Here is a 19,313-nt window from a genome sequence, read left to right on the forward strand (position 1 = left end):
CCCGGCTTGGCCGGGCTTTTTTATGCAGCGGGTTTGTAAATGCTTGGGTTCAGTCGTAGATGTTCTTCTTCTTCCACTCATCGTCACCGCCAAGTGAGTTCAGACCGGCGTCCAATTCGCTGGGCTGGTCTGTGGCCGGCTTGTTGCTTTCCAGAACCATGGCATTGGCACGCGCCAGTTGTTCCTCGAATTTTTTCAGGGCGTTTTGATAGGGCGCTGGATCAGGTTGCTTGCGCAGGTATTGCACGCCACGTTCGAATGCCAGACGTGCCTGGCCGGGTTGGTTCTGCTGCAGCGCTTGGTTGCCGAGGTTGCCGAAGAACTCGATGTGCACCTGGGTCAACATATGGCGGACTTCTTTTGCCCAATGTTTGGTTTCGCTGGCATTGATGATGCCTTCCTTGGCGCAACGGCTCAGTTGGCCGTGCAGGTTTTCCAGCTGGAAGCGCACATCCTTGGCTTTGGCTTCATTGATGATGGGTTGCGGCGGGTTGTTTACGGTGACGGCTTCGCCCTGGGCAATCAGTTTGCGCAGCTCCTCAATGCGCGCCTTGAGCGCATTGTTGCCCTTGTCCAAAGGCAGCATGCGTTCGCTGAAGTGCAATTGCAGGCGGCTTAGCAACAGCTTGAGGGCAGGCGTCATCAATTGGCCGGGGAGTGCTTCGGCGAGGTCCGTGCAGCGGCGCAGGCGATCATTGAGGTCGGCCTTGATGCGCGCTTTCTCCAGTTTGTTGTTCTCGACCATATGGTTGATGTAGGCAATGCCCATCAGGATGACGATGCCTGCAACAATCAAAATGGTAATCACGAGTGGGGACATGGTGGAGCCTCTCGTTCACCGGTTTTTCCGTCCGAGTGTAGTGCCTTAGCCTGGAGGCTGATAGAGCTGCATCACATTCGTAGCTGAAGTCGTTGATTTATAAAATTTTTTACGCGGAGGTTGACGAGCCTTTAAAGGCTCCATAGAATGCGCGCCACTTCGTAGCGCAAAGCCTCACGGCAAAACGTGTAGAAGCCGGATAGAAGTTGTAGTTTCCGGGCAGCGTCCCCTTCGTCTAGTGGCCTAGGACACCGCCCTTTCACGGCGGTAACAGGGGTTCGAGTCCCCTAGGGGACGCCACTTCTTAATGAAGTGTGCTGCAAAAACCAAGTTGTATGCGGGAATAGCTCAGTTGGTAGAGCACGACCTTGCCAAGGTCGGGGTCGCGAGTTCGAGTCTCGTTTCCCGCTCCAAATTCAGGTGATCTGCTCAGGCAGGTAACCGAAAAGTTCCAAGGTCCCCTTCGTCTAGTGGCCTAGGACACCGCCCTTTCACGGCGGTAACAGGGGTTCGAGTCCCCTAGGGGACGCCATTTTTGTTGTACCAAGTTGTATGCGGGAATAGCTCAGTTGGTAGAGCACGACCTTGCCAAGGTCGGGGTCGCGAGTTCGAGTCTCGTTTCCCGCTCCATTTTCTTTCGATAGAAAGCATCATAAACGCCGTTCATTGAGCGGCGTTTTTGTTTGTGCTGTTTTTGGTGCTTACAAAAAAGCCCGCCGGTGATGCCGTGCGGGCTTTTTTATTTCTGGCTACGGCTTAGTGTGTGCCGCCCTGAGCGGGCATGCTCAGCAGCTGCTTTTCCTGATTCCAGTCGAAGGGTTCGTTGTTTTCTTCAGCGTAGAAGCGGCGTTCTTCGAGTGTCTGGTACATCTCGATTTCTTCGTCCGGCATAAAGTGCAGGCAGTCACCGCCGAAGAACCACAGCAGGTCGCGCGGGATCAGGTGGGCGATTTGTGGGTAGCGCTGGAAGAGCTGGCTGATCAGGTCCTGGCCTAGGTAGAGGCTGGCTTCCGGGTCGCTTGGCAGGTCGCTGAGCAGTTCGTCGTAGCGTTCCAGGTACATGGCGTGGCTATCATCGAGAATCTGCTCGGCTTCGCCCAGGGCGACCAGGATGGTGCGCAGGTGCTGCAGCAGAGTGAGGTGATGGTCGATGTGGGTGTTGGCCATGGGGTAATCCTGTAGGGGTAAAACGGGCGCGCAAGTATAAGGCTCGCGTCGCCCGCTGTCCTCGTTAGCGCACTTTGCCGGTTTCCAGCGTCAGTTCCTCCTTGGCAAAGTCGTCGACATCGATCACCACCCGCCGCGCGGCTTCGGCTTGTTGCAGGCTATGCGCTTCATCAGCGTTGAGCACGCCGGCAGCCAGCGCGGCATCAATCAGGCTTTGCCCTGGCAGTTCCTGTACCTGGCCGGCTTTGACGGCCTTGTGTAGTTTTTTCTGCAGGCCCTGGACGTTCCGCAGCAAATTCATCGCATATTGCAGGGCACCGACTGGGTCCTGTTCAGCCTGTGGGCGATAGCAGCCTTCGAGTAACTCCTCCAGTGCCGGGTCGCCGCTGTTGCGGCCGATGATGCCAGCCACTTCGGCGTCCAGTTTATCGCTTGGGCCTTTGTGGCGGCGGCCCAGCGGCAATACCAGCAGGCGCAGGGCGCAGCCGAGCAGTTTGCTGGGGAAGTTGCTGAGCAGCTCTTCCAGTGCCTGCTCGGCCTTGCCCAGGCTTTCTTCCACGGCCCAGCGCAGCATAGGTTGCGAATGCTCTGGGTAGCCGAGGTCGTGGTAGCGCTTGAGCGCCGCCGAGGCCAGGTACAGGTGGCTGAGTACATCACCGAGACGCGCCGACAGGCGTTCGCGGCGTTTCAGTTCGCCGCCGAGCAACATCATGCTGGTGTCGGCGAGCAGGGCGAAGGACGCCGCCAGTCGGTTGAGGGCGCGGAAATACGGACGGCTGATACGGTCGCCCGGTACTTGGCTGAAAACGCCAAAGCCGAGGCTGAGCAGCAGGCTGCTGGCGGCGTTGCTGACGGCAAAACCGATATGCTGCAGCAGCAGTTCATCGAATTCCTGCAGCGCCTGGTCCTGGTCTTCGCGACCGGCCAGGGCCATTTCCTTGAGCACGTAGGGGTGGCAGCGAATCGCGCCCTGACCAAAGATCATCAGGTTACGCGAGAGGATATTGGCCCCCTCCACGGTGATAAAGATCGGCGCACCTTGCCAGGAGCGCGCCAGGTAGTTGTTCGGGCCCATGACGATGCCTTTACCGCCGTGTACGTCCATGGCGTGGCTGATGCATTCGCGGCCGCGCTCAGTCAGGTGATACTTGAGGATGGCCGAGAGCACCGAGGGCTTCTCGCCCAAGTCCACTGCATTGGCGGTGAGGATGCGTGCGCTGTCCATCAGCCAGGCGTTGCCAGCGATCCTTGCGAGGGCTTCCTGAATGCCTTCGAAGGCCGACAGCGGCACATTGAACTGCTCGCGCACCTGGCTGTACTGGCCGCTGGTCAGGCTGGTGAACTTGGCCGCGCCGGTGCCGACTGCCGGCAGGGAGATGGAGCGGCCCACGGATAGGCAGTTCATCAGCATCATCCAGCCCTTGCCGAGCATCTCCTGGCCGCCGATCAAGTAATCCAGCGGGATAAACACATCCTTGCCGGAGTTCGGGCCGTTCATAAAGGCGGCGCCGAGCGGCAGGTGGCGGCGGCCGATTTCGACGCCAGGCGTGTCGGTGGGCACCAGCGCCAGGCTGATGCCCAGGTCTTCCTCTTCACCCAGCAGATGCTCGGGATCGTAAGCCTTGAAAGCCAGGCCGAGCAGCGTGGCGACCGGGCCGAGGGTGATATAGCGCTTTTCCCAGTTCAGACGCAGGCCGATCACTTCCTCGCCTTGCCACTGGCCTTTGCAGATGATTCCGGTATCCGGCATAGCGCCAGCATCGGAGCCTGCCAGGGGGCCGGTGAGGGCGAAGCAGGGGATGTCTTCACCGCAGGCCAGACGTGGCAGGTAGTGATCACGTTGCGCCTCGGTGCCGTAGTGCAGCAGCAGTTCGGCCGGGCCGAGGGAGTTGGGCACCATTACGGTGGAGGCCAGGTCGCCGGAGCGAGTAGCCAGCTTCATCGCCACCTGGGAGTGGGCATAGGCGGAAAAGCCCTTGCCGCCGTATTGCTTGGGAATGATCAGGGCGAAGAAACCGTGTTGCTTGATATGCGCCCAGGCCTCTGCGGGCAGGTCCATCTGCTGGCCGATCTGCCAGTCACTGACCATGGCGCACAGCGCTTCGGTCGGGCCGTCGATAAACGCCTGCTCTTCCTCGGTGAGTTGCGCCTTGGGGTAAGCGAGCAGGGTGTCCCAGTCCGGCCGGCCGCTGAACAGTTCGCCATCCCACCACACCGTGCCGGCTTCAATGGCGTCGCGTTCGGTGGCCGACATCGGCGGCAGTACGCGCTTGAACCAGGCAAACAGCGGTGCAGTGAACAGATTGCGGCGTTGCTCCGGCAGCAGCAGTGGCAAGGCCACGGCCAGCAGGAACAACCAGAACAGCCCCATCAGCCAGACTGGTGCATGGCTGAATACGCCCATCAGCATCAGAAAGCCGGCCACCAGGCCAAGTGCGGGTAGGGGAGCGGTACGCCGGTGAGCGAGAAAGGCCGTGCCGAGCAGTAGGGCGAGTAACCAGAGAGCGAGCATGCAGAATCCTCCATGATGACAATGCGTGTGTACGCACCATCACGAGCGTAGTCGCCATTGATGGCGACAAGAGCGGTGAGCTTGGCCGAATCGTCGTGACCTTGGCCGGAGCCGCGTGGTTAGACTGGTTTCTCAGTTATGGAGAAACCCTGATGCGTGAATACCTCGAGCCCGGCCGCTTCATCGATAGTGACCACCCCGCGCTGGTGGAGTTCGCAGAAAAGTTTCGTGGCGCCAGTGGAGAACCGCGTGAACAGGCCGTCAGCCTGTACTACGCGGTACGTGATGAAATTCGCTACAACCCCTATGTATTCAGCCGTGATGCCGAAACGTTGAAGGCCAGCCACGCATTGCAGGCGGGAGAGAGTTACTGCGTGCCCAAAGCCACCTTGCTGGCCGCCTGCGCCCGCCATTGCGGTATCCCGGCGCGTATCGGCCTGGCCGATGTGCGCAACCACCTGGCCACTCCACGGTTGTTGGAGATGCTGCGCAGCGAAGTGTTCGCCATGCACGGCTACACCGAGTTGTACCTGGGTGAGCGCTGGGTCAAGGCCACGCCGGCGTTCAATTTGGCGCTGTGCCGGGTATTCAAGGTGGCGCCGCTGGAGTTCGATGGTCTGAGCGACAGCGTATTCCACCCGTTCAACCAGCAGGGCGAGCGTTATATGGAATACCTGCACGACCACGGCCAGTTTGCCGATGTGCCGGAGCCGCTGTTCTTCGGTCATCTGGCCGTTTGCTACCCACATCTGTTTGCCGAGGATGCGCTGTCGATCAGTGGCGACTTCGCCACCGAGGCCCAACCAGGCTGATCTATCGACCGGGCTGATAAGCACAATCGGCAACTGCCGCGTTTAATCTGCGCTCGGCACTGGTAGGCTGCTGCCCAGCTCGGGGCTGGCATATTTCCCTCAAAGGGCTGCGGTGCAGGTGTGCCAGGCGCTAGACTTGGGCCACTTCGCGCTGTTGCTGCGTCCTTCTCGATTCCTCTTATTCAATCAGGTGTGCGCATTTTTATGAGTACCGCTCTGTCCATTCGCCAGTTGACCAAGACCTATGGCAACGGCTTCCAGGCGCTGCATGGCATCGACCTGGACGTGGCTGAAGGCGATTTCTTCGCCTTGCTCGGCCCTAACGGTGCCGGCAAATCCACCACCATTGGCATTCTTTCGACCCTGGTGACCAAAAGCAGCGGCACGGTCAATGTGTTCGGTCACGATCTGGATAAACAGCCCTCGGCGCTTAAACGCTGCCTGGGTGTGGTGCCGCAGGAGTTCAACTTCAACCAGTTCGAGAAGGCCTTCGACATCGTCGTGACCCAGGCCGGTTATTACGGCATTCCGGCGAAAATCGCCAAGGAGCGCGCCGAGCAATACCTCAACCAGCTTGGCTTGTGGGGCAAGCACAATGTGCCGTCACGCGAGCTGTCCGGCGGGATGAAGCGCCGCCTGATGATCGCCCGTGCGTTGGTGCATCAGCCGCGCCTGTTGATTCTCGATGAACCGACGGCCGGGGTGGATATCGAACTGCGCCGCTCGATGTGGAGCTTTCTCACCGAGCTGAACGAGCATGGCATCACCATCATCCTCACCACCCATTACCTGGAAGAGGCCGAACAGCTGTGCCGCAATATCGGCATCATCGACCACGGGCGGATTGTCGAGAACACCAGCATGAAGGACCTGCTGAAGAAGCTGCATGTGGAAACCTTCCTGCTCGATCTCAAGGACGCCCAACTGGTCGCCCCACAGCTGATTGGTTACCCGGCGCAACTGCTCGACGGGCATACCCTGGAAGTGCAGGTGGACAAGGCGCAGGGCATTACCGAGCTGTTCCGGCAGCTGGCCTTGCAGAAGATCGAGGTGCTCAGTTTGCGCAACAAAACCAACCGCCTGGAGGAGCTGTTCGTTTCTCTGGTCGAGAAGAATCTGGCGAAGGTGGCGGTATGAGCACGGCTTATCTGAATTCCGAATTCACCGCCAACATGGTCGCGCTGCGCACCATCGTCTACCGCGAAATCCGCCGTTTTACCCGCATCTGGCCACAGACCCTGCTGCCGCCGGCGATCACCATGGTTCTGTACTTCGTGATCTTCGGCAACCTGATCGGCAGTCAGATCGGCGACATGGGTGGCTTCACCTATATGGAGTACATCGTGCCGGGGTTGATCATGATGTCGGTGATCACCAACTCCTATGGCAACGTGGTATCGAGCTTCTTCGGCAGCAAGTTCCAGCGCTCCGTTGAGGAGTTGATGGTCTCGCCGGTCTCGCCGCACATTATCCTCACCGGCTATGTAATCGGCGGTGTGCTGCGCGGCCTGGCAGTGGGGCTGATCGTCACTGTGCTGTCGCTGTTCTTCACTCACCTGCAGGTGCACCACCTCGGCGTGACAGTGCTGGTGGTATTGCTGACCGCGACCATTTTCTCCCTCGGTGGCTTTATCAACGCCGTGTATGCGCGCAACTTCGACGATATTTCGATCATCCCGACCTTTGTGCTGACGCCGCTGACCTACCTGGGCGGGGTGTTCTACTCGATCAGCCTGCTGCCGCCGTTCTGGCAGACGGTGTCGCTGGCCAACCCGGTGCTGCATATGGTCAACGCTTTCCGTTACGGCATTCTTGGGGTTTCCGACATCCGCATCGGTGTGGCCATCGCCTTTATGCTGGTCGCCACTGCTGTGCTGTATGGCGTGTGCATCCGTTTGTTGATCAGTGGCCGGGGCATGCGCCAGTAACCGGGTAACCAACATCGGGAAACATTTTTAACGGCTGATCTGCGCGGCTCGGCCGTTAGACTCGGCCTCTACAAAGAATTAGGGGTTGTATATGTTTGCCCGCGCACCTGCTTTGTTCGCTACGGTTTTTTGGCTGTGCTCGCTTGTCGGTGGGCAAGCGCAGGCCAGTGAAGGGCCACTGGTCGAGGTGGTCAAACCTGAGCGCAGTCTGGTGCGCGACGAGCTGGTGACTTTCGGCTCGCTGCGCCCTGACGAGTCGGTGATGATCCGTCCGGAAATTGCCGGGCGCGTGGCGCAGTTGCATTTCCGCGAAGGCCAGCGTGTCGAAGCCGGTGCGCTGCTGGTCAGCCTGGATGATTCAATTGCCCGCGCCGAACTGGCCCAGGCGCAAGCCAATCTGAACCTTGCGGAAAAGAACTTCGAGCGTGCGCAGATGTTGTTCAAGCGCGGCGCCAGTAATGCCCAGGCGCTGGATGAAGCCAGCGCTCAGCAACAGGCCTCACGCGCTAGCCTGGCGTTGTCCCAGGCGCGCTTGGACAAGACGCGCATTGTCGCCCCTTACGATGGCGTGCTGGGCTTACGCGCTGTCAGCCCCGGCGACTACCTCAGCGAAGGCCAGGACATCGTCAACCTGGAGGTGCTCGACCCGCTCAAGGTGGATTTCCGTATTCCGCAAAAGGCCGTCAGCCAGATCCGCCTCAAGCAGCTCATTGAAGTCAGTCTGGATGCCTATCCGGGCGAGCGGTTTAACGGCGAGATTTTCGCCATCAACCCACGCCTGGACGAAGCCGGGCGCAGTCAGGCGATTCGCGCGCATATCAGCAACAGTGATGGCCGCTTGAGTCCCGGGCAATTTGTGCGGGTCTCGGTGATCCTCGCCGAGCGGCCAAATGCCCTGGTCATTCCAGAAGAAGCCATCATGCCGGTGGGCGACAAGTTGCTGGTTAACCTGGTGGTGGATGGCAAGGTCGAGTTGCGTGAGGTCAAGCTGGGCAAGCGCCTGGCGGGCAAGGTCGAGGTGCTGGAAGGCCTGCAGGGTGATGAAACGCTGATCAGTGCCGGCTGGCAGAAGGTTCGTCCCGGCGCGCCGGTGCGTACCAAGGTGGCGGAGCAAACGTCATGACCCTGTCGGATATTTGCATTCGGCGGCCGGTATTCGCCACCGTACTGTCGCTGATTGTGGTGCTGCTTGGCTTGATGGCCTATGATCGCCTGGCCGTACGCGAGTACCCGAATATCGATGTGCCGATTGTCACGGTCAACGTCACCTATCCCGGCGCCAGCCCGGAGATCATGGAATCCCAGGTCGCCCAGCCGATCGAGGATGTGCTGTCGGGCATCGACGGCCTGGATTTCGTCAGCTCTATCAGCCGCTCGGAAAATACCCAGATCACCGCGCAGTTCCGCCTGGGCAGTAACTCCGATGAAGCTGCCAACGATGTACGCGACCGCCTGGGCCGGGTGCGTGGCCTGCTGCCGGATGAAATCGCCGAGCCCATCGTGCAGAAGGTCGAGGCCGACGCCCAGCCGGTGATCTGGATCGCCTTCTACAGCGAACGCTACAGCGCCATGGAGATCACCGATGTGCTGGAGCGGGTGATCAAGGATCGCCTGCAGACCATCCCCGGCGTCTCCGAAGTGCAGATTCGCGGCGCGCGCACCTTTGCCATGCGCATCTGGCTGGACCCGGAAAAGCTCGCCGCGCACAACCTCACCGTGCAGGACGTGGAAGACGCCCTGCGCCGGCAGAACGTCGAAATTCCCGCCGGGCGCATTGAATCGCAGCAGCGCGAATTCACCGTGCTCTCGGAAACCGACATGAACACCCCGGAGCAGTTCAACCAACTGATCCTCGATGATTCGCGCGGTTACCTGCTGCGTCTGGCGGATGTCGGTTATGCCGAAATCGGCGCTGCGGATGAGCGCAGCATTGTCCGCTACAAGGGCCAGCCGGCGGTGTCGATGGGCATGATCAAACAGGCCACCGCTAACCCGCTGGATATCTCCGACGGCCTGGCTGAGGCCATGCCCGATGTGCGCGCGCTGCTGCCGGAAGGCATGGAAATGGCAGTGGCCAACGACAACTCGCAGTTTATTCGCGAGTCGATCGACAACGTCTTCATCACCATCTGGGAAGCGGTGGGGCTGGTCATTCTGATCATCTTCATTTTCCTGCGTTCGCTGCGTGCCACCATCATTCCGCTGGTGACCATCCCGGTGTCACTGATCGGTGCCTTCGCCCTGATGAGTCTGATGGGCTTCACCATCAACACCCTGACTTTGCTGGCGATGGTGCTGGCCATCGGTCTGGTGGTGGACGATGCCATCGTCATGCTGGAAAACATCCACCGGCATATCGAAGAAGGCATGGCCCCAGTGCAGGCCGCCCTCAAGGGCAGCCGCGAAATTGCCTTTGCGGTGATTGCCATGACCCTGACCCTGGCGGCGGTATTTGCCCCCATCGGCTTTATGCAGGGCACCACCGGCAAGCTGTTTACCGAGTTTGCCTGGACCCTGGCCGGGGCGGTGCTGGTGTCCGGTTTTGTCGCCCTGACCCTGACGCCGATGATGTGCGCGCTGCTGCTCAAGCCGCATCAGGCCGGCGAGCGGCACAACCGGGTGTACAACCTGATCGAGAACTTCCTTAACGGCCTGACCTACAGCTACAAGCATCTGCTGGCCAAGGCGCTGAATGCCTGGATGCTGGTGGTGGGCGTGCTGGTGCTGACCATCGTGGCCTGTGTATTGCTGTTCTCGGGGCTTAAATCCGAGCTGGCACCGACCGAGGACACCGGCACCATTGTCGGTGTGTTTAACGGCCCGGATGGCGCCACCATCAACTACACCGGGCGCTATGCCCGCGAGATCGAAGCGGCCTACGACAGCATCCCCGAGACCAACCGCTATATGGTCATCGCTGGCTTCCCCACGGTGGCCCAGGGCATTTCCTTTATGAAGCTGGAAGACTGGGCGGACCGCACGCGCAGCCAGTTCGAGATTCGTAATGAGCTGCTGCCCAAACTGCAGGATATTGCCGGGGTGCGCGCCTTCCCGGTCAACCGGCCGCCGCTCGGGCAGAGTGCGCGAAACCAGCCGGTGAACTTCGTGATTCGCTCGTCCATGGAGTACGCCGAGCTGCAGGGCTATGTCGATCAATTGCTCAATCAACTGCGTGATTATCCCGGGCTGGAAAGCCTGGACAGCGACCTCAAACTCAATGCGCCGCAGCTGAAAGTCGCGGTTAACCGCGAACAGGCCGTAGCCGTGGGCACTGATGTGGCAACCATCGGCCGCAGCTTGGAGAGCCTGTTCGGCAGCCGTCAGGTGACGCGCTTTAAGCAGAACGGCGAGCAGTACGATGTGCTGGTGCAGTTGCAGGGTGTGGACCGTAGCAACCCGCAGGATCTCGACCGCGTTTATGTGCGTGGCCGCGATGAGAGCATGGTGCAGCTGTCCAACCTGATCGAGGTGCGCGAGACCGTGGCGCCGCGCGAGCTTAACCACTTCAACCAGCTGCGCGCGGTGACGGTAAGCGCCAACGTCGGCAGCGGCTACACCCTGGGCGAAGTTCTGACGCATCTGGAAAATACTGCGCGTACGGTGTTCCCGGCCGAGACCCAGTACGACTACACCGGCACCTCGCGGGATTTCAAAGAGTCCAGCGCCGGCATTGCGTTGATCTTTGCCCTGGCCCTGGCGTTTATCTTCCTGGTGCTGGCAGCGCAGTTCGAGAGCTTTACCGACCCGCTGATCATCCTGTTCAGCGTGCCGCTGTCGATGGCTGGCGCCTTGCTGGCCCTGACGATGTTCGGCGGTACCTTGAATATCTACTCGCAGATCGGCTTGGTGACGCTGATCGGTCTGATTACCAAGCACGGCATCCTCATCGTCGAGTTTGCCAACGTGCTGTTGCGTCAGGGGCATGAGTTGCGCGGAGCGGTGATTGAGGCGTCGGTGCAGCGTCTGCGGCCGATTCTGATGACCACCGGGGCGATGGTGCTGGGTTCGCTGCCGTTGGCGATTGCCACCGGCGCGGGCGCGGAAAGCCGTCAGCAGATCGGTATGGTGATTGTCGGCGGCCTGTTGGTCGGCACCTTCTTCACCCTGTTTGTGATCCCGACCCTGTATATGCTGCTGCGCCGCTGGCGGCCGATTAAACAGGAAAGTGAGGAAGTGGCGGTTGCGTAGGATGGGTTAGGCGTTTGGTCTGATCTTGAACCGTCGAGATTCTTGTCGCGCCGTAACCCATCATGGCAATGGCAGCGGCGTAGCCCGGATGTAATCCGGGAGCGGTGTGGCAGGCAATAAATCTCCCCGGATTGCATCCGGGCTACAAACTGAGCCTGCGGGATGGGCCGGGTGGCGTTCCGCTTTAGCCGCGATAGAGTGTGTCGCGGCTAAAGCCCCTCCCACAACAGTCAGTCGACCTTCAGTACCAGCTTGCCGAAGTTCTCGCCGCTAAACAGCTTGAGCAAGGTTTCCGGGAAGGTGGTCAAGCCGCTGACGATGTCTTCCTTGGACTTCAGCTTGCCGCTGGCCATCCAGCCGCCCATCTCCGCCGCTGCTTCGGCAAAGCGCGGGGCGTAAGTCATCACCACCATGCCTTCCATGCGTGCGCTGTTGACCAGCAGGTTGAGGTAGTTGACGGGGCCTTTGACTGCCTGCTTGTTGTTGTACTGGCTGATTGCGCCACAGATCACTACACGTGCCTTGAAGGCCAGGCGGGTGAGCACTGCATCGAGAATGTCGCCGCCGACGTTGTCGAAGTACACATCCACGCCTTTCGGACACTCGCGCTTGAGGCCGGCAATCACGTCCTCGCTCTTGTAGTCGATGGCGCCATCGAAGCCCAGCTCATCGATCAGGAACTTGCACTTGTCCGCACCGCCAGCGATGCCGACCACACGGCAGCCCTTGAGCTTGGCAATCTGCCCGGCCACGCTTCCGACCGCGCCGGCTGCGCCAGAAATCACCACGGTTTCACCGGCTTTCGGCGCGCCGACATCGAGCAGGGCGAAGTAGGCGGTCATGCCGGTCATGCCCAGCGCCGACAGATACAGCGGCAGCGGCGCGCGCTTGGGGTCGACCTTGTAGAAGCCCTTGGGCTCTCCGAGGAAATAATCCTGCACGCCCAGCGCACCATTTACATGATCACCCACGGCAAAGTCCGGATGCTGCGATGCGATTACTTCACCGACGCCGAGGGCGCGCATCACTTCGCCAATGCCGACAGGCGGGATATAGGACTTGGCGTCGTTCATCCAGCCACGCATGGCCGGGTCCAGTGACAGGTAGGCGTTCTTCACCAGAATCTGGCCAGGGCCGGGTTCACCGACGCTGGTTTCCACATAGCTGAAGGTTTCGCGGCTGGGCAGGCCGACCGGGCGTTGGGCAAGCAGGAACTGGCGGTTGAGTGGGGTAGTCATGGCAGGTACTCACTGAACGGAAAGCCTGTTGATAGCCCGTGCCGGCCAGTGGAGCAAGATTTGCCCGTGGGCCGAATGCTTGTAAATCCATTCGAGTGATAGCTGTATCGGGGTATTAATCACTCATTTCGATGGGGCTATCACCAGCAGTTTGATAGTGCTGCCTTGCTGCGCAGCAGCTGATTAGACTCGACGCAGTTTCTAATCCTTGCGAGGACACGCAGATGAGCTTGAGCTTTTCCGGCCGGGTTGCCCTGGTCACCGGTGGTGCTGCTGGTATTGGTCGTGCCACGGCACTGGCATTCGCCAACGAAGGCCTGCAGGTGGTGGTGTCCGACGTGGACGTCGCTGGCGGCGAAGCGACCGTGGCGCTGATCCGCGAAGCTGGCGGCGATGCGCAGTTCGTGCGCTGCGACGTGACCCGCGATGCCGAGGTCAAGGTGCTGATGGAGCGCACGCTGGGCGCATACGGGCGTCTGGACTACGCCTTCAACAACGCCGGCATCGAGATCGAGAAGGGCAAGCTGGCCGAAGGCAGCGAAAGCGAGTTCGACGCCATCATGGGCGTCAACGTCAAAGGCGTGTGGCTGTGCATGAAACACCAGATCCCGCTGCTGCTGGCCCAAGGTGGTGGTGCCATCGTCAACACTGCCTCGGTAGCTGGCCTGGGCGCTGCACCGAAGATGAGCATCTATGCTGCGTCCAAGCATGCGGTGATCGGCCTGACCAAATCGGCGGCCGTCGAATATGCGAAGAAGAAGGTCCGGGTCAACGCGGTGTGCCCGGCGGTGATCGACACTGACATGTTCCGCCGCGCCTATGAGGCCGACCCGAAGAAGGGCGAGTTCGCCGCCGCCATGCACCCGGTCGGGCGCATCGGCAAGGTCGAGGAAATCGCCGCTGCCGTGCTGTACCTGTGCTGCGATAACGCAGCGTTCACCACTGGCCAGGCGCTGGCGGTGGATGGCGGTGCGACCGCGATCTGATTTTCAGCTGTTGCAATAAAAAAGGTGCCCTTGTGGCACCTTTTTACATATGGGCCTCCCAGGTCGGACGATTGGCCGCTAAAGTCACTGCGAACGCCATCACGCTCTCGCCAGAATCGTCGCGCTGTCCCGATCCCGGAGTAGAACAATAATGACTGCTGACCCGTTACTGACCCTGTTTCTCCCCATCGCCCTGGGCATCATCATGCTCGGCCTGGGGCTGTCGCTGACCCTGGCGGATTTCGCCCGGGTGGTGAAATTCCCTAAACCGGTGCTGATTGGCCTGGCTTGCCAGCTGTTGCTGCTGCCGCTGGTGTGCTTCTTTCTGGCCAAGGCGTTCGGCTTGGCCCCGGCGCTGGCGGTTGGCCTGATGCTGCTGGCCGCTTCGCCAGGCGGCACCACGGCCAACCTGTACAGTCATCTGGCGCATGGTGATGTGGCGCTGAATATCACCCTGACGGCGGTCAATTCGGTGATTGCTGTGCTGACCATGCCGCTGATCGTCAACCTGTCGCTGGCTTATTTCATGGACGGTGATCAGGCGCTACCGCTGCAGTTCACCAAGGTGGTGCAGGTGTTTGTCATCGTGCTCGGCCCGGTGGCCATCGGTATCTGGCTGCGCAGCCGCTACCCGGGTTTTGCCGCGCGTATGGAAAAGCCGGTGAAGATCATCTCCGCGCTGTTTCTGTTGATCATCATCCTTCTGGCGGTGGTCAAGGACTGGCAGACCTTCGTCGATTACGCGCCTCTGGTGGGCGGTGCAGCGCTGGCCTTCAACCTGATCAGCCTGGCGGTGGGCTACTGGGTACCGCGTCTGTGCAAGCTCAGCTTGCGTCAGTCGATTGCCATTGGCATGGAGATCGGCATTCACAACGGCACCCTGGCGATTGCCCTGGCACTCAGCCCGATGCTGCTGAACAACGCGACCATGTCCATCCCGGCGGCGATCTACAGCATCATCATGTTCTTTACTGCAGCTGCCTTCGGCTGGTGGGTCAACTTCGCCCATGGCAAAGAGTTGAAAGCCACCGAATAGGTATGGCCGAACATGAAAAAGCCCGTCACTTGGACGGGCTTTTTCATGTCTGCTGATTGGCTCAGTGCAGCGGCAGCTCAACGCCTTCGAACAGCTCTTCCAGCTCGACCTTGCTGTGGCACTGTACGGCCTTGGCCATGACGTCGCGGGTCAGGTGCGGGGCGAATTTCTCGATAAAGTCGCACATAAAACCTCGCAGGAAGGTGCCGCGGCGGAAGCCGATCTTGGTCACGCTGGCTTCGAACAGCTCGCCGGCATCCAGCACCACCAGGTCCGGGTCGAGTTTGGGGTCGATCGCCATCTTGGCCACGATGCCAACACCCAGGCCCAGGCGCACGTAAGTCTTGATCACGTCGGCGTCGGCAGCAGTGAACACCACTTTCGGCGTCAGACCGCGATGGCTGAAGGCTTCGTCGAGTTTCGAGCGGCCGGTAAAACCGAAGGTGTAGGTGACGATTTCATGCTCGGCCAGGGCTTCCAGGGTCAGCTTCGGCAGCTTGGTCAGTGGGTGACCCTGGGGCACGATCACGCAGCGGTTCCAGCGGTAGCAGGGCATCATGATCAGGTCGTTGAACAGCTCCAGACCTTCGGTGGCGATGGCGAAATCCACAGTGCCATCGGCGGCCATTTCGGAAATCTGTGTCGGTGTGCCTTGGTGCATATGTAAGGCGACGTCCGGGTATTGCTTGATAAAGGCGCTGATCACCGGCGGCAGGGCGTAGCGCGCCTGGGTGTGGGTGGTGGCAATCGACAGGGTGCCTTTCTTCTCGTTGGAGAATTCCTGAGCGATCTGCTTGATGCTTTCGACCTTGCGCAGGATTTCCCCGGCGGTGTTGATGATACGTTCGCCGGCTGGAGTGATGCGGGTCAGGTGCTTGCCGCTGCGGGCGAAGACTTCCACCCCCAGTTCGTCTTCCAGCAGGCGGATCTGCTTGCTGATGCCGGGCTGCGAGGTGTAGAGGCTTTGTGCGGTGGCAGATACGTTGAGGTCGTGATGCGCGACTTCCCAGATGTAGCGCAGTTGTTGGAGCTTCATAAAAATCCCTCAAGGCAAAAAGACAGCCGTTTAGGTGGCCGGCGTTTATATAACCATAATGATGATTGAAGCATTAAATCTAGACCAAAAATTAAAATGTGCTGCGCGTGTTTAAAGATCGCCGCGACTGCGGTGTTGCAGCATCGGCACCAGGTACACCGGCACTTCGGACAACTGCACCAGGCGCGAGGCGGTCCGCCCCAGCGGAATGTCCATATCCGTGCCGTGGCTGTGGCTACCTAGGACCAGCAGATCCACGCCGAGTTGCTGCGCTTCATCGAGTATCACCAGCGGTGGATCGCCCTGTACCACGCGCACTGCCTTGATCAGCTCCAGATCATGCAGGGCTTCGCCGATCTCATCGCGAAAGCCCTCCAGCACCCGTTGCTCGATACTCGCCATCACCGTGCTTAGGCCGTTGCTGCGCAAATCCTTGAGTCGCTCTTCATCCAGGTAGGTTTGTAGCACCGACTCGGCAAACAGGCCCATGGGTTCTACGGCATGCACCACATACAGGCTGGCATTGAAGGAGCGGGTCAGGGCCAGGGCGTGTTGCAGGATGTAGGGGGCGTATAGGCCGAGATCAGTGGCATAGAGAATCGAGCGAATCATGCGGCCTCCTTGACTGCCTGACTGGCGGGCCTGATCTGAGCTTAGCAGCGCCATCGACAAGTCAAAGAAAGCCGGGGTTTTGAGGACGAATGGTTATATAGGGAGAAGAGGGCGCTGATGGCCCTCATGCGTAGGAGCTAGAGCTGCGGTTCGTTGCTGATGCCGTGTGGCACGTGGCCGGTGGGTACGACCTTGTTGGCTTTTTCGCAGTGGCCGGTTTGGTCGTCGAAAAACACGTCGGCGCCGAAGGTTTCCAGAATTGCGGCTTTTTCCAGGCCGCCGAGGAAGAACGACTCATCCAGACGGATGTTCCACTCGCGCAGGGTGCGTATCACCCGTTCATGGGCCGGCGCCGAGCGTGCGGTGACCAGCGCTGTGCGAATCGGGCATTGCTCTTCCGGGAACTCCTGTTGCAGGCGGTGCAGTGCAGCGAGGAACGGCTTGAATGGGCCGCCGCCGAGCAGCTCACGGGCTGACTGCCGTTCGTGGCTCTGAAAGGCTTCCAGGCCGGCCTGTTGATAGACCCGCTCGGACTCATCGGAGAACAGCACGGCGTCACCGTCGAAGGCGATGCGCAGCTCGTTACTCGCCGCCCGGCGTGCGCCACCGGAGAGGATGGTCGCCGCACCGAAGCCGGCCCGCAACGCGCTGCGCACATCTTCGGCGTGGGTGGAGAGAAACAGGTGGCAGCCGAAGGCGGCCAGATAGGGGTCTGGGCTGCGTCCACCAACAAAGGCCGCACGGGAGATGCCCAGGCCGTAGTGCTGGATCGAGTTGAACGCGCGCAAGCCGGTGTCGGCGCTGTTGCGCGAGACCAGAATCACTTCAACGCGCTGCTGCTTGAGCGTGGTGTTGATCTGCAGCAGCTTCTCCACCAGGGGAAAGGCATCGCCAGGGAGGAGGATTTCGTCCTCATGCTCGATCTGGTATTGGCGATAGGCCTCGACGCCCTGGCTTTCATAAACCTGGTGGCTGTCGCGCAGATCGAAAAGTGCCCGCGAGGAAATCGCCAGCACCAGTTTGTCGCCTAATCCCTTGCTCATGACGGTGTCCTATTGCGCGCGTTGTTCGAGAAAACGCAGGGTCTGATACAGCATCTCGGTGCGCGGCATGGCATAACCAGCCTGGGCCGCAGCGGCCAGCGGTGCGGCATAGATGGCGTGCAGTTCCAGCGGGCGCTGCAGGGCGAAGTCGTGGTACATGCTTGGCAGGTAATCCGGCATGCGGTCGGTGGCGCTCAGCAGCTTGCCGGCAAAGCCTGCGGGCAGCTGATAGCCGCAGGCGCCGGCGGCATCCACGACTTCCTGCATGATTGCTTCGATCAGCGCACGGCTGTCAGCGTTGCCCATCAGCGCCGTAGTGGCGCTGTTGAGCAGCACGGCCAGACCGTTGTAGGGCACGTTCCACACCAGCTTCTGCCAGCGCGCCTGGTTCAGTTCGGCCATGGCGGTGGAGTCCAGCCCCGCAGCCTGAAACAGCGCACTGCCTTGTTCAAGGATCTGCTGACGACCCTCGGCATCGTTCGCCGGGCCGGAGTGATAGCCCAGGTTGACGTTGCCCAGCGCTTGATGCTCGACCACCCCTGGTGCACTGCGATGCGCGCAGATGTAGCAGAGGCCGCCCAGCAGGTGCAGCGAGTCCGGCAGCAGCGGGCGCAGTTCGTCTTCCACGGCCAGGCCGTTCTGCATCAGCACCACTTTGGCGCCCGGTGCGGCTGCCTGGCTGATCAGCGGCGCCAGTTCGGCGTTGCTGGTGGTCTTGGCGCCGATCAGCAGCCAGTCGCATGGCGGCATGTCGCTGACCGACTGATACGCCTGCACGTTATCCAAGTGCAGGCTGCCATGCACGGCACTGTTGACCTGCAGGCCCTGACTGGCGACAGCGGCGAACTCACTGCGCAGCAGAAAGTGCACATCAAAGCCGGCGCGGGCCAGCATCAGGCCATAAAAACCGCCAATTGCGCCGGAGCCGAGAATGCCGATACGGGGTGTTGCAGTCATCAGGGAAGTTCCTCTGCAGGGCGCGACAGGGCAGTGTCCAGCGCCTGGGTGAGTTCGGCGCTGTGCAGGCGGCTGTGCAGTGCGCCATAAAATTGGCCATCACGTACGGCAAACAGGGCCGGTAGATGGAATACCTCGTAACGTGCCACTAAACCGCCATTGTTGGCCGCATCGACCCAGGCCAGGCGCTGCACGGGCAGCGGCAGTTTGCCCAGTTCACGCCGCGCCCAACGGCAACTGGCACAACCTATGCTGGTAAATATCAGCAGTGAAGTGCCGGGCAAGTCGAGTAGATGGCGATCTGCATCTAAATCGGTCAGTTCCAGCTCAGTCACTATACTGCCCAATGTGGTATCAGATTGATGGCATCCGAGGTAGTCATAGATGCGTCACTTTCTGCGTCATCCCAGTGATATGCCGGTTGAATTGGTGCTGCGTAAACAGGCGTTCGTGCCCAAGCAGCGGCTCAACAATATCAGCCTCGGCGGTGTGGCTTGCAACTCCAGCCGCGCTTTTCGCCGTGGCACGGCCATCGAGTTGCGTATTCCGCTGTTTGGCGAGCATGCGCGTTACCCCGGGCTGGTGGCCTGGTGTCGCAAGCAGGAGGACAAGTACCTGGTCGGTATTGCCTTTGTTGATGAAGACACCCTGTTTCGCGCGCGCATGGTCGAGCAGGTCTGCCAGATTGAACATTACCGTCATCAACGCGAGCAGGAACTGGGCTGCAGCCTGCCGATTGAAACGGTGGCGCAGGAATGGATCAGCCAGCATGCCGCCGAGTTCTCCCGCGCCAGCCTGAATTAGTCATTGTCCTGCCTGCAGATCGCGGAAAAACCTAGGCGAGGCGGTTTTTAACGCGGTATTGCCAACGCAGGTAGTCTTTCGGCACCTACCAAGCCCATTGTCGAGCCAGGCCTTTACGCGCTAAGGTTCGGCTTCCCCGCTGTGCTCATATTGCTGTGCTCCGCCACACGGGGA

General features: G+C 60.3%; 17 protein-coding genes and 4 tRNA genes. 12 read left to right on the forward strand and 9 right to left on the reverse strand.

Features of this window, described 5'->3' with window-relative positions; all coding sequences use genetic code 11:
• Positions 1-49 precede the first annotated feature (49 nt).
• Positions 50-820 (reverse strand): hypothetical protein, encoded by a 771-nt coding sequence (locus ACOCLD_RS10330; RefSeq protein WP_422909096.1) that lies wholly within the window; start codon positions 818-820, stop codon positions 50-52.
• 224 nt (positions 821-1,044) lie between these two features.
• On the opposite strand from ACOCLD_RS10330, the gene ACOCLD_RS10335 reads away from it, so the two are divergent.
• The 4 genes from ACOCLD_RS10335 (at position 1,045) to ACOCLD_RS10350 (ending at position 1,450) form a co-directional block, all read left to right on the forward strand.
• Positions 1,045-1,120, forward strand: a tRNA-Glu gene (locus ACOCLD_RS10335).
• A gap of 37 nt (positions 1,121-1,157) precedes the next feature.
• Positions 1,158-1,233 (forward strand) — tRNA-Gly (locus ACOCLD_RS10340).
• 43 nt (positions 1,234-1,276) lie between these two features.
• Positions 1,277-1,352, forward strand: a tRNA-Glu gene (locus ACOCLD_RS10345).
• A gap of 22 nt (positions 1,353-1,374) precedes the next feature.
• Positions 1,375-1,450: transfer RNA gene (locus ACOCLD_RS10350), tRNA-Gly, on the forward strand.
• 126 nt (positions 1,451-1,576) lie between these two features.
• Here ACOCLD_RS10350 and ACOCLD_RS10355 read toward each other — a convergent pair.
• Positions 1,577-1,987, reverse strand: a complete 411-nt coding sequence (locus ACOCLD_RS10355; protein ID WP_422909097.1) for a PA2817 family protein — start codon at positions 1,985-1,987, stop codon at positions 1,577-1,579.
• Between the two features lie 64 nt (positions 1,988-2,051).
• On the reverse strand, positions 2,052-4,499 hold the full coding sequence (locus ACOCLD_RS10360) for an acyl-CoA dehydrogenase (protein ID WP_422909098.1): 2,448 nt from the start codon (positions 4,497-4,499) through the stop codon (positions 2,052-2,054).
• 152 nt (positions 4,500-4,651) lie between these two features.
• Here ACOCLD_RS10360 and ACOCLD_RS10365 point away from each other — a divergent pair, with 152 nt between their 5' ends.
• The 5 genes from ACOCLD_RS10365 to ACOCLD_RS10385 all read left to right on the forward strand — a co-directional run bounded on the left by ACOCLD_RS10365 (position 4,652) and on the right by ACOCLD_RS10385 (position 11,427).
• On the forward strand, positions 4,652-5,311 hold the full coding sequence (locus tag ACOCLD_RS10365; RefSeq protein WP_422909099.1) for a transglutaminase-like domain-containing protein: 660 nt from the start codon (positions 4,652-4,654) through the stop codon (positions 5,309-5,311).
• A gap of 204 nt (positions 5,312-5,515) precedes the next feature.
• The gene (locus ACOCLD_RS10370) at positions 5,516-6,448 is read left to right on the forward strand and encodes an ABC transporter ATP-binding protein (RefSeq protein ID WP_422909100.1); all 933 of its coding nucleotides are present in this window, start codon (positions 5,516-5,518) and stop codon (positions 6,446-6,448) included.
• 11 nt (positions 6,449-6,459) lie between these two features.
• Complete coding sequence (locus ACOCLD_RS10375; protein ID WP_422911787.1) at positions 6,460-7,239, forward strand: ABC transporter permease; 780 nt, start codon at positions 6,460-6,462, stop codon at positions 7,237-7,239.
• Between the two features lie 91 nt (positions 7,240-7,330).
• Entirely contained in the window at positions 7,331-8,362 is a 1,032-nt protein-coding gene (locus tag ACOCLD_RS10380) for an efflux RND transporter periplasmic adaptor subunit (protein ID WP_422909101.1), read from the forward strand.
• On the forward strand, positions 8,359-11,427 hold the full coding sequence (locus tag ACOCLD_RS10385) for an efflux RND transporter permease subunit (RefSeq protein ID WP_422909102.1): 3,069 nt from the start codon (positions 8,359-8,361) through the stop codon (positions 11,425-11,427). Before ACOCLD_RS10380 ends, ACOCLD_RS10385 begins: the two co-directional genes overlap by 4 nt.
• A 230-nt stretch (positions 11,428-11,657) precedes the next feature.
• On the opposite strand, the gene ACOCLD_RS10390 is transcribed toward ACOCLD_RS10385, so the two are convergent.
• A complete protein-coding gene (locus ACOCLD_RS10390; RefSeq protein WP_422909103.1) occupies positions 11,658-12,665 on the reverse strand; it encodes an NADP-dependent oxidoreductase in 1,008 nt (335 codons plus the stop codon).
• A gap of 224 nt (positions 12,666-12,889) precedes the next feature.
• Between ACOCLD_RS10390 and ACOCLD_RS10395 the strand changes: the two genes are divergently transcribed.
• On the forward strand, positions 12,890-13,651 hold the full coding sequence (locus ACOCLD_RS10395; RefSeq protein ID WP_422909104.1) for an SDR family oxidoreductase: 762 nt from the start codon (positions 12,890-12,892) through the stop codon (positions 13,649-13,651).
• Between the two features lie 151 nt (positions 13,652-13,802).
• Positions 13,803-14,687, forward strand: a complete 885-nt coding sequence (locus tag ACOCLD_RS10400; RefSeq protein WP_422909105.1) for a bile acid:sodium symporter family protein — start codon at positions 13,803-13,805, stop codon at positions 14,685-14,687.
• A gap of 61 nt (positions 14,688-14,748) precedes the next feature.
• On the opposite strand, the gene cysB is transcribed toward ACOCLD_RS10400, so the two are convergent.
• The 5 genes from cysB to ACOCLD_RS10425 form a co-directional block, all read right to left on the reverse strand.
• Positions 14,749-15,723 (reverse strand): HTH-type transcriptional regulator CysB, encoded by a 975-nt coding sequence (gene cysB / locus ACOCLD_RS10405; protein ID WP_422909106.1) that lies wholly within the window; start codon positions 15,721-15,723, stop codon positions 14,749-14,751.
• Between the two features lie 111 nt (positions 15,724-15,834).
• Positions 15,835-16,335 carry a universal stress protein gene (locus ACOCLD_RS10410; RefSeq protein ID WP_422909107.1) on the reverse strand — a complete coding sequence of 167 codons (501 nt, stop codon included), beginning with the start codon at positions 16,333-16,335 and terminating at the stop codon, positions 15,835-15,837.
• Positions 16,336-16,472: 137 nt separating this feature from the next.
• Positions 16,473-17,378: a 5'-nucleotidase gene (locus tag ACOCLD_RS10415; protein WP_422909108.1), complete on the reverse strand. Its 906-nt coding sequence runs from the start codon at positions 17,376-17,378 to the stop codon at positions 16,473-16,475.
• Positions 17,379-17,387: 9 nt separating this feature from the next.
• A complete protein-coding gene (locus ACOCLD_RS10420) occupies positions 17,388-18,335 on the reverse strand; it encodes a putative 2-dehydropantoate 2-reductase (RefSeq protein WP_422909109.1) in 948 nt (315 codons plus the stop codon).
• Positions 18,335-18,721: a thioredoxin gene (locus ACOCLD_RS10425; RefSeq protein ID WP_233684542.1), complete on the reverse strand. Its 387-nt coding sequence runs from the start codon at positions 18,719-18,721 to the stop codon at positions 18,335-18,337. Before ACOCLD_RS10425 ends, ACOCLD_RS10420 begins: the two co-directional genes overlap by 1 nt.
• On the opposite strand from ACOCLD_RS10425, the gene ACOCLD_RS10430 reads away from it, so the two are divergent.
• On the forward strand, positions 18,720-19,139 hold the full coding sequence (locus ACOCLD_RS10430; protein WP_422909110.1) for a PilZ domain-containing protein: 420 nt from the start codon (positions 18,720-18,722) through the stop codon (positions 19,137-19,139). The genes ACOCLD_RS10425 and ACOCLD_RS10430 overlap by 2 nt on opposite strands.
• Positions 19,140-19,313 lie beyond the last annotated feature (174 nt).

It is taken from the genome of Pseudomonas cimarronensis, assembly GCF_049331905.1.
Taxonomy (GTDB): Bacteria; Pseudomonadota; Gammaproteobacteria; order Pseudomonadales; family Pseudomonadaceae; genus Aquipseudomonas.

Excerpts from the sequence above, each read along its gene's own strand:
- ACOCLD_RS10415 (WP_422909108.1), bottom strand. The coding sequence starts at position 17,378 with ATGAGCAAGGGATTAGGCGACAAACTGGTGCTGGCGATTTCCTCGCGG.
- ACOCLD_RS10365 (WP_422909099.1), top strand. The coding sequence starts at position 4,652 with ATGCGTGAATACCTCGAGCCCGGCCGCTTCATCGATAGTGACCACCCC.
- ACOCLD_RS10400 (WP_422909105.1), top strand. The coding sequence starts at position 13,803 with ATGACTGCTGACCCGTTACTGACCCTGTTTCTCCCCATCGCCCTGGGC.
- ACOCLD_RS10380 (WP_422909101.1), top strand. The coding sequence starts at position 7,331 with ATGTTTGCCCGCGCACCTGCTTTGTTCGCTACGGTTTTTTGGCTGTGC.
- ACOCLD_RS10330 (WP_422909096.1), bottom strand. The coding sequence starts at position 820 with ATGTCCCCACTCGTGATTACCATTTTGATTGTTGCAGGCATCGTCATC.
- ACOCLD_RS10390 (WP_422909103.1), bottom strand. The coding sequence starts at position 12,665 with ATGACTACCCCACTCAACCGCCAGTTCCTGCTTGCCCAACGCCCGGTC.
- ACOCLD_RS10370 (WP_422909100.1), top strand. The coding sequence starts at position 5,516 with ATGAGTACCGCTCTGTCCATTCGCCAGTTGACCAAGACCTATGGCAAC.
- ACOCLD_RS10385 (WP_422909102.1), top strand. The coding sequence starts at position 8,359 with ATGACCCTGTCGGATATTTGCATTCGGCGGCCGGTATTCGCCACCGTA.
- ACOCLD_RS10355 (WP_422909097.1), bottom strand. The coding sequence starts at position 1,987 with ATGGCCAACACCCACATCGACCATCACCTCACTCTGCTGCAGCACCTG.
- cysB (WP_422909106.1), bottom strand. The coding sequence starts at position 15,723 with ATGAAGCTCCAACAACTGCGCTACATCTGGGAAGTCGCGCATCACGAC.
- ACOCLD_RS10395 (WP_422909104.1), top strand. The coding sequence starts at position 12,890 with ATGAGCTTGAGCTTTTCCGGCCGGGTTGCCCTGGTCACCGGTGGTGCT.
- ACOCLD_RS10360 (WP_422909098.1), bottom strand. The coding sequence starts at position 4,499 with ATGCTCGCTCTCTGGTTACTCGCCCTACTGCTCGGCACGGCCTTTCTC.
- ACOCLD_RS10420 (WP_422909109.1), bottom strand. The coding sequence starts at position 18,335 with ATGACTGCAACACCCCGTATCGGCATTCTCGGCTCCGGCGCAATTGGC.
- ACOCLD_RS10430 (WP_422909110.1), top strand. The coding sequence starts at position 18,720 with ATGCGTCACTTTCTGCGTCATCCCAGTGATATGCCGGTTGAATTGGTG.
- ACOCLD_RS10410 (WP_422909107.1), bottom strand. The coding sequence starts at position 16,335 with ATGATTCGCTCGATTCTCTATGCCACTGATCTCGGCCTATACGCCCCC.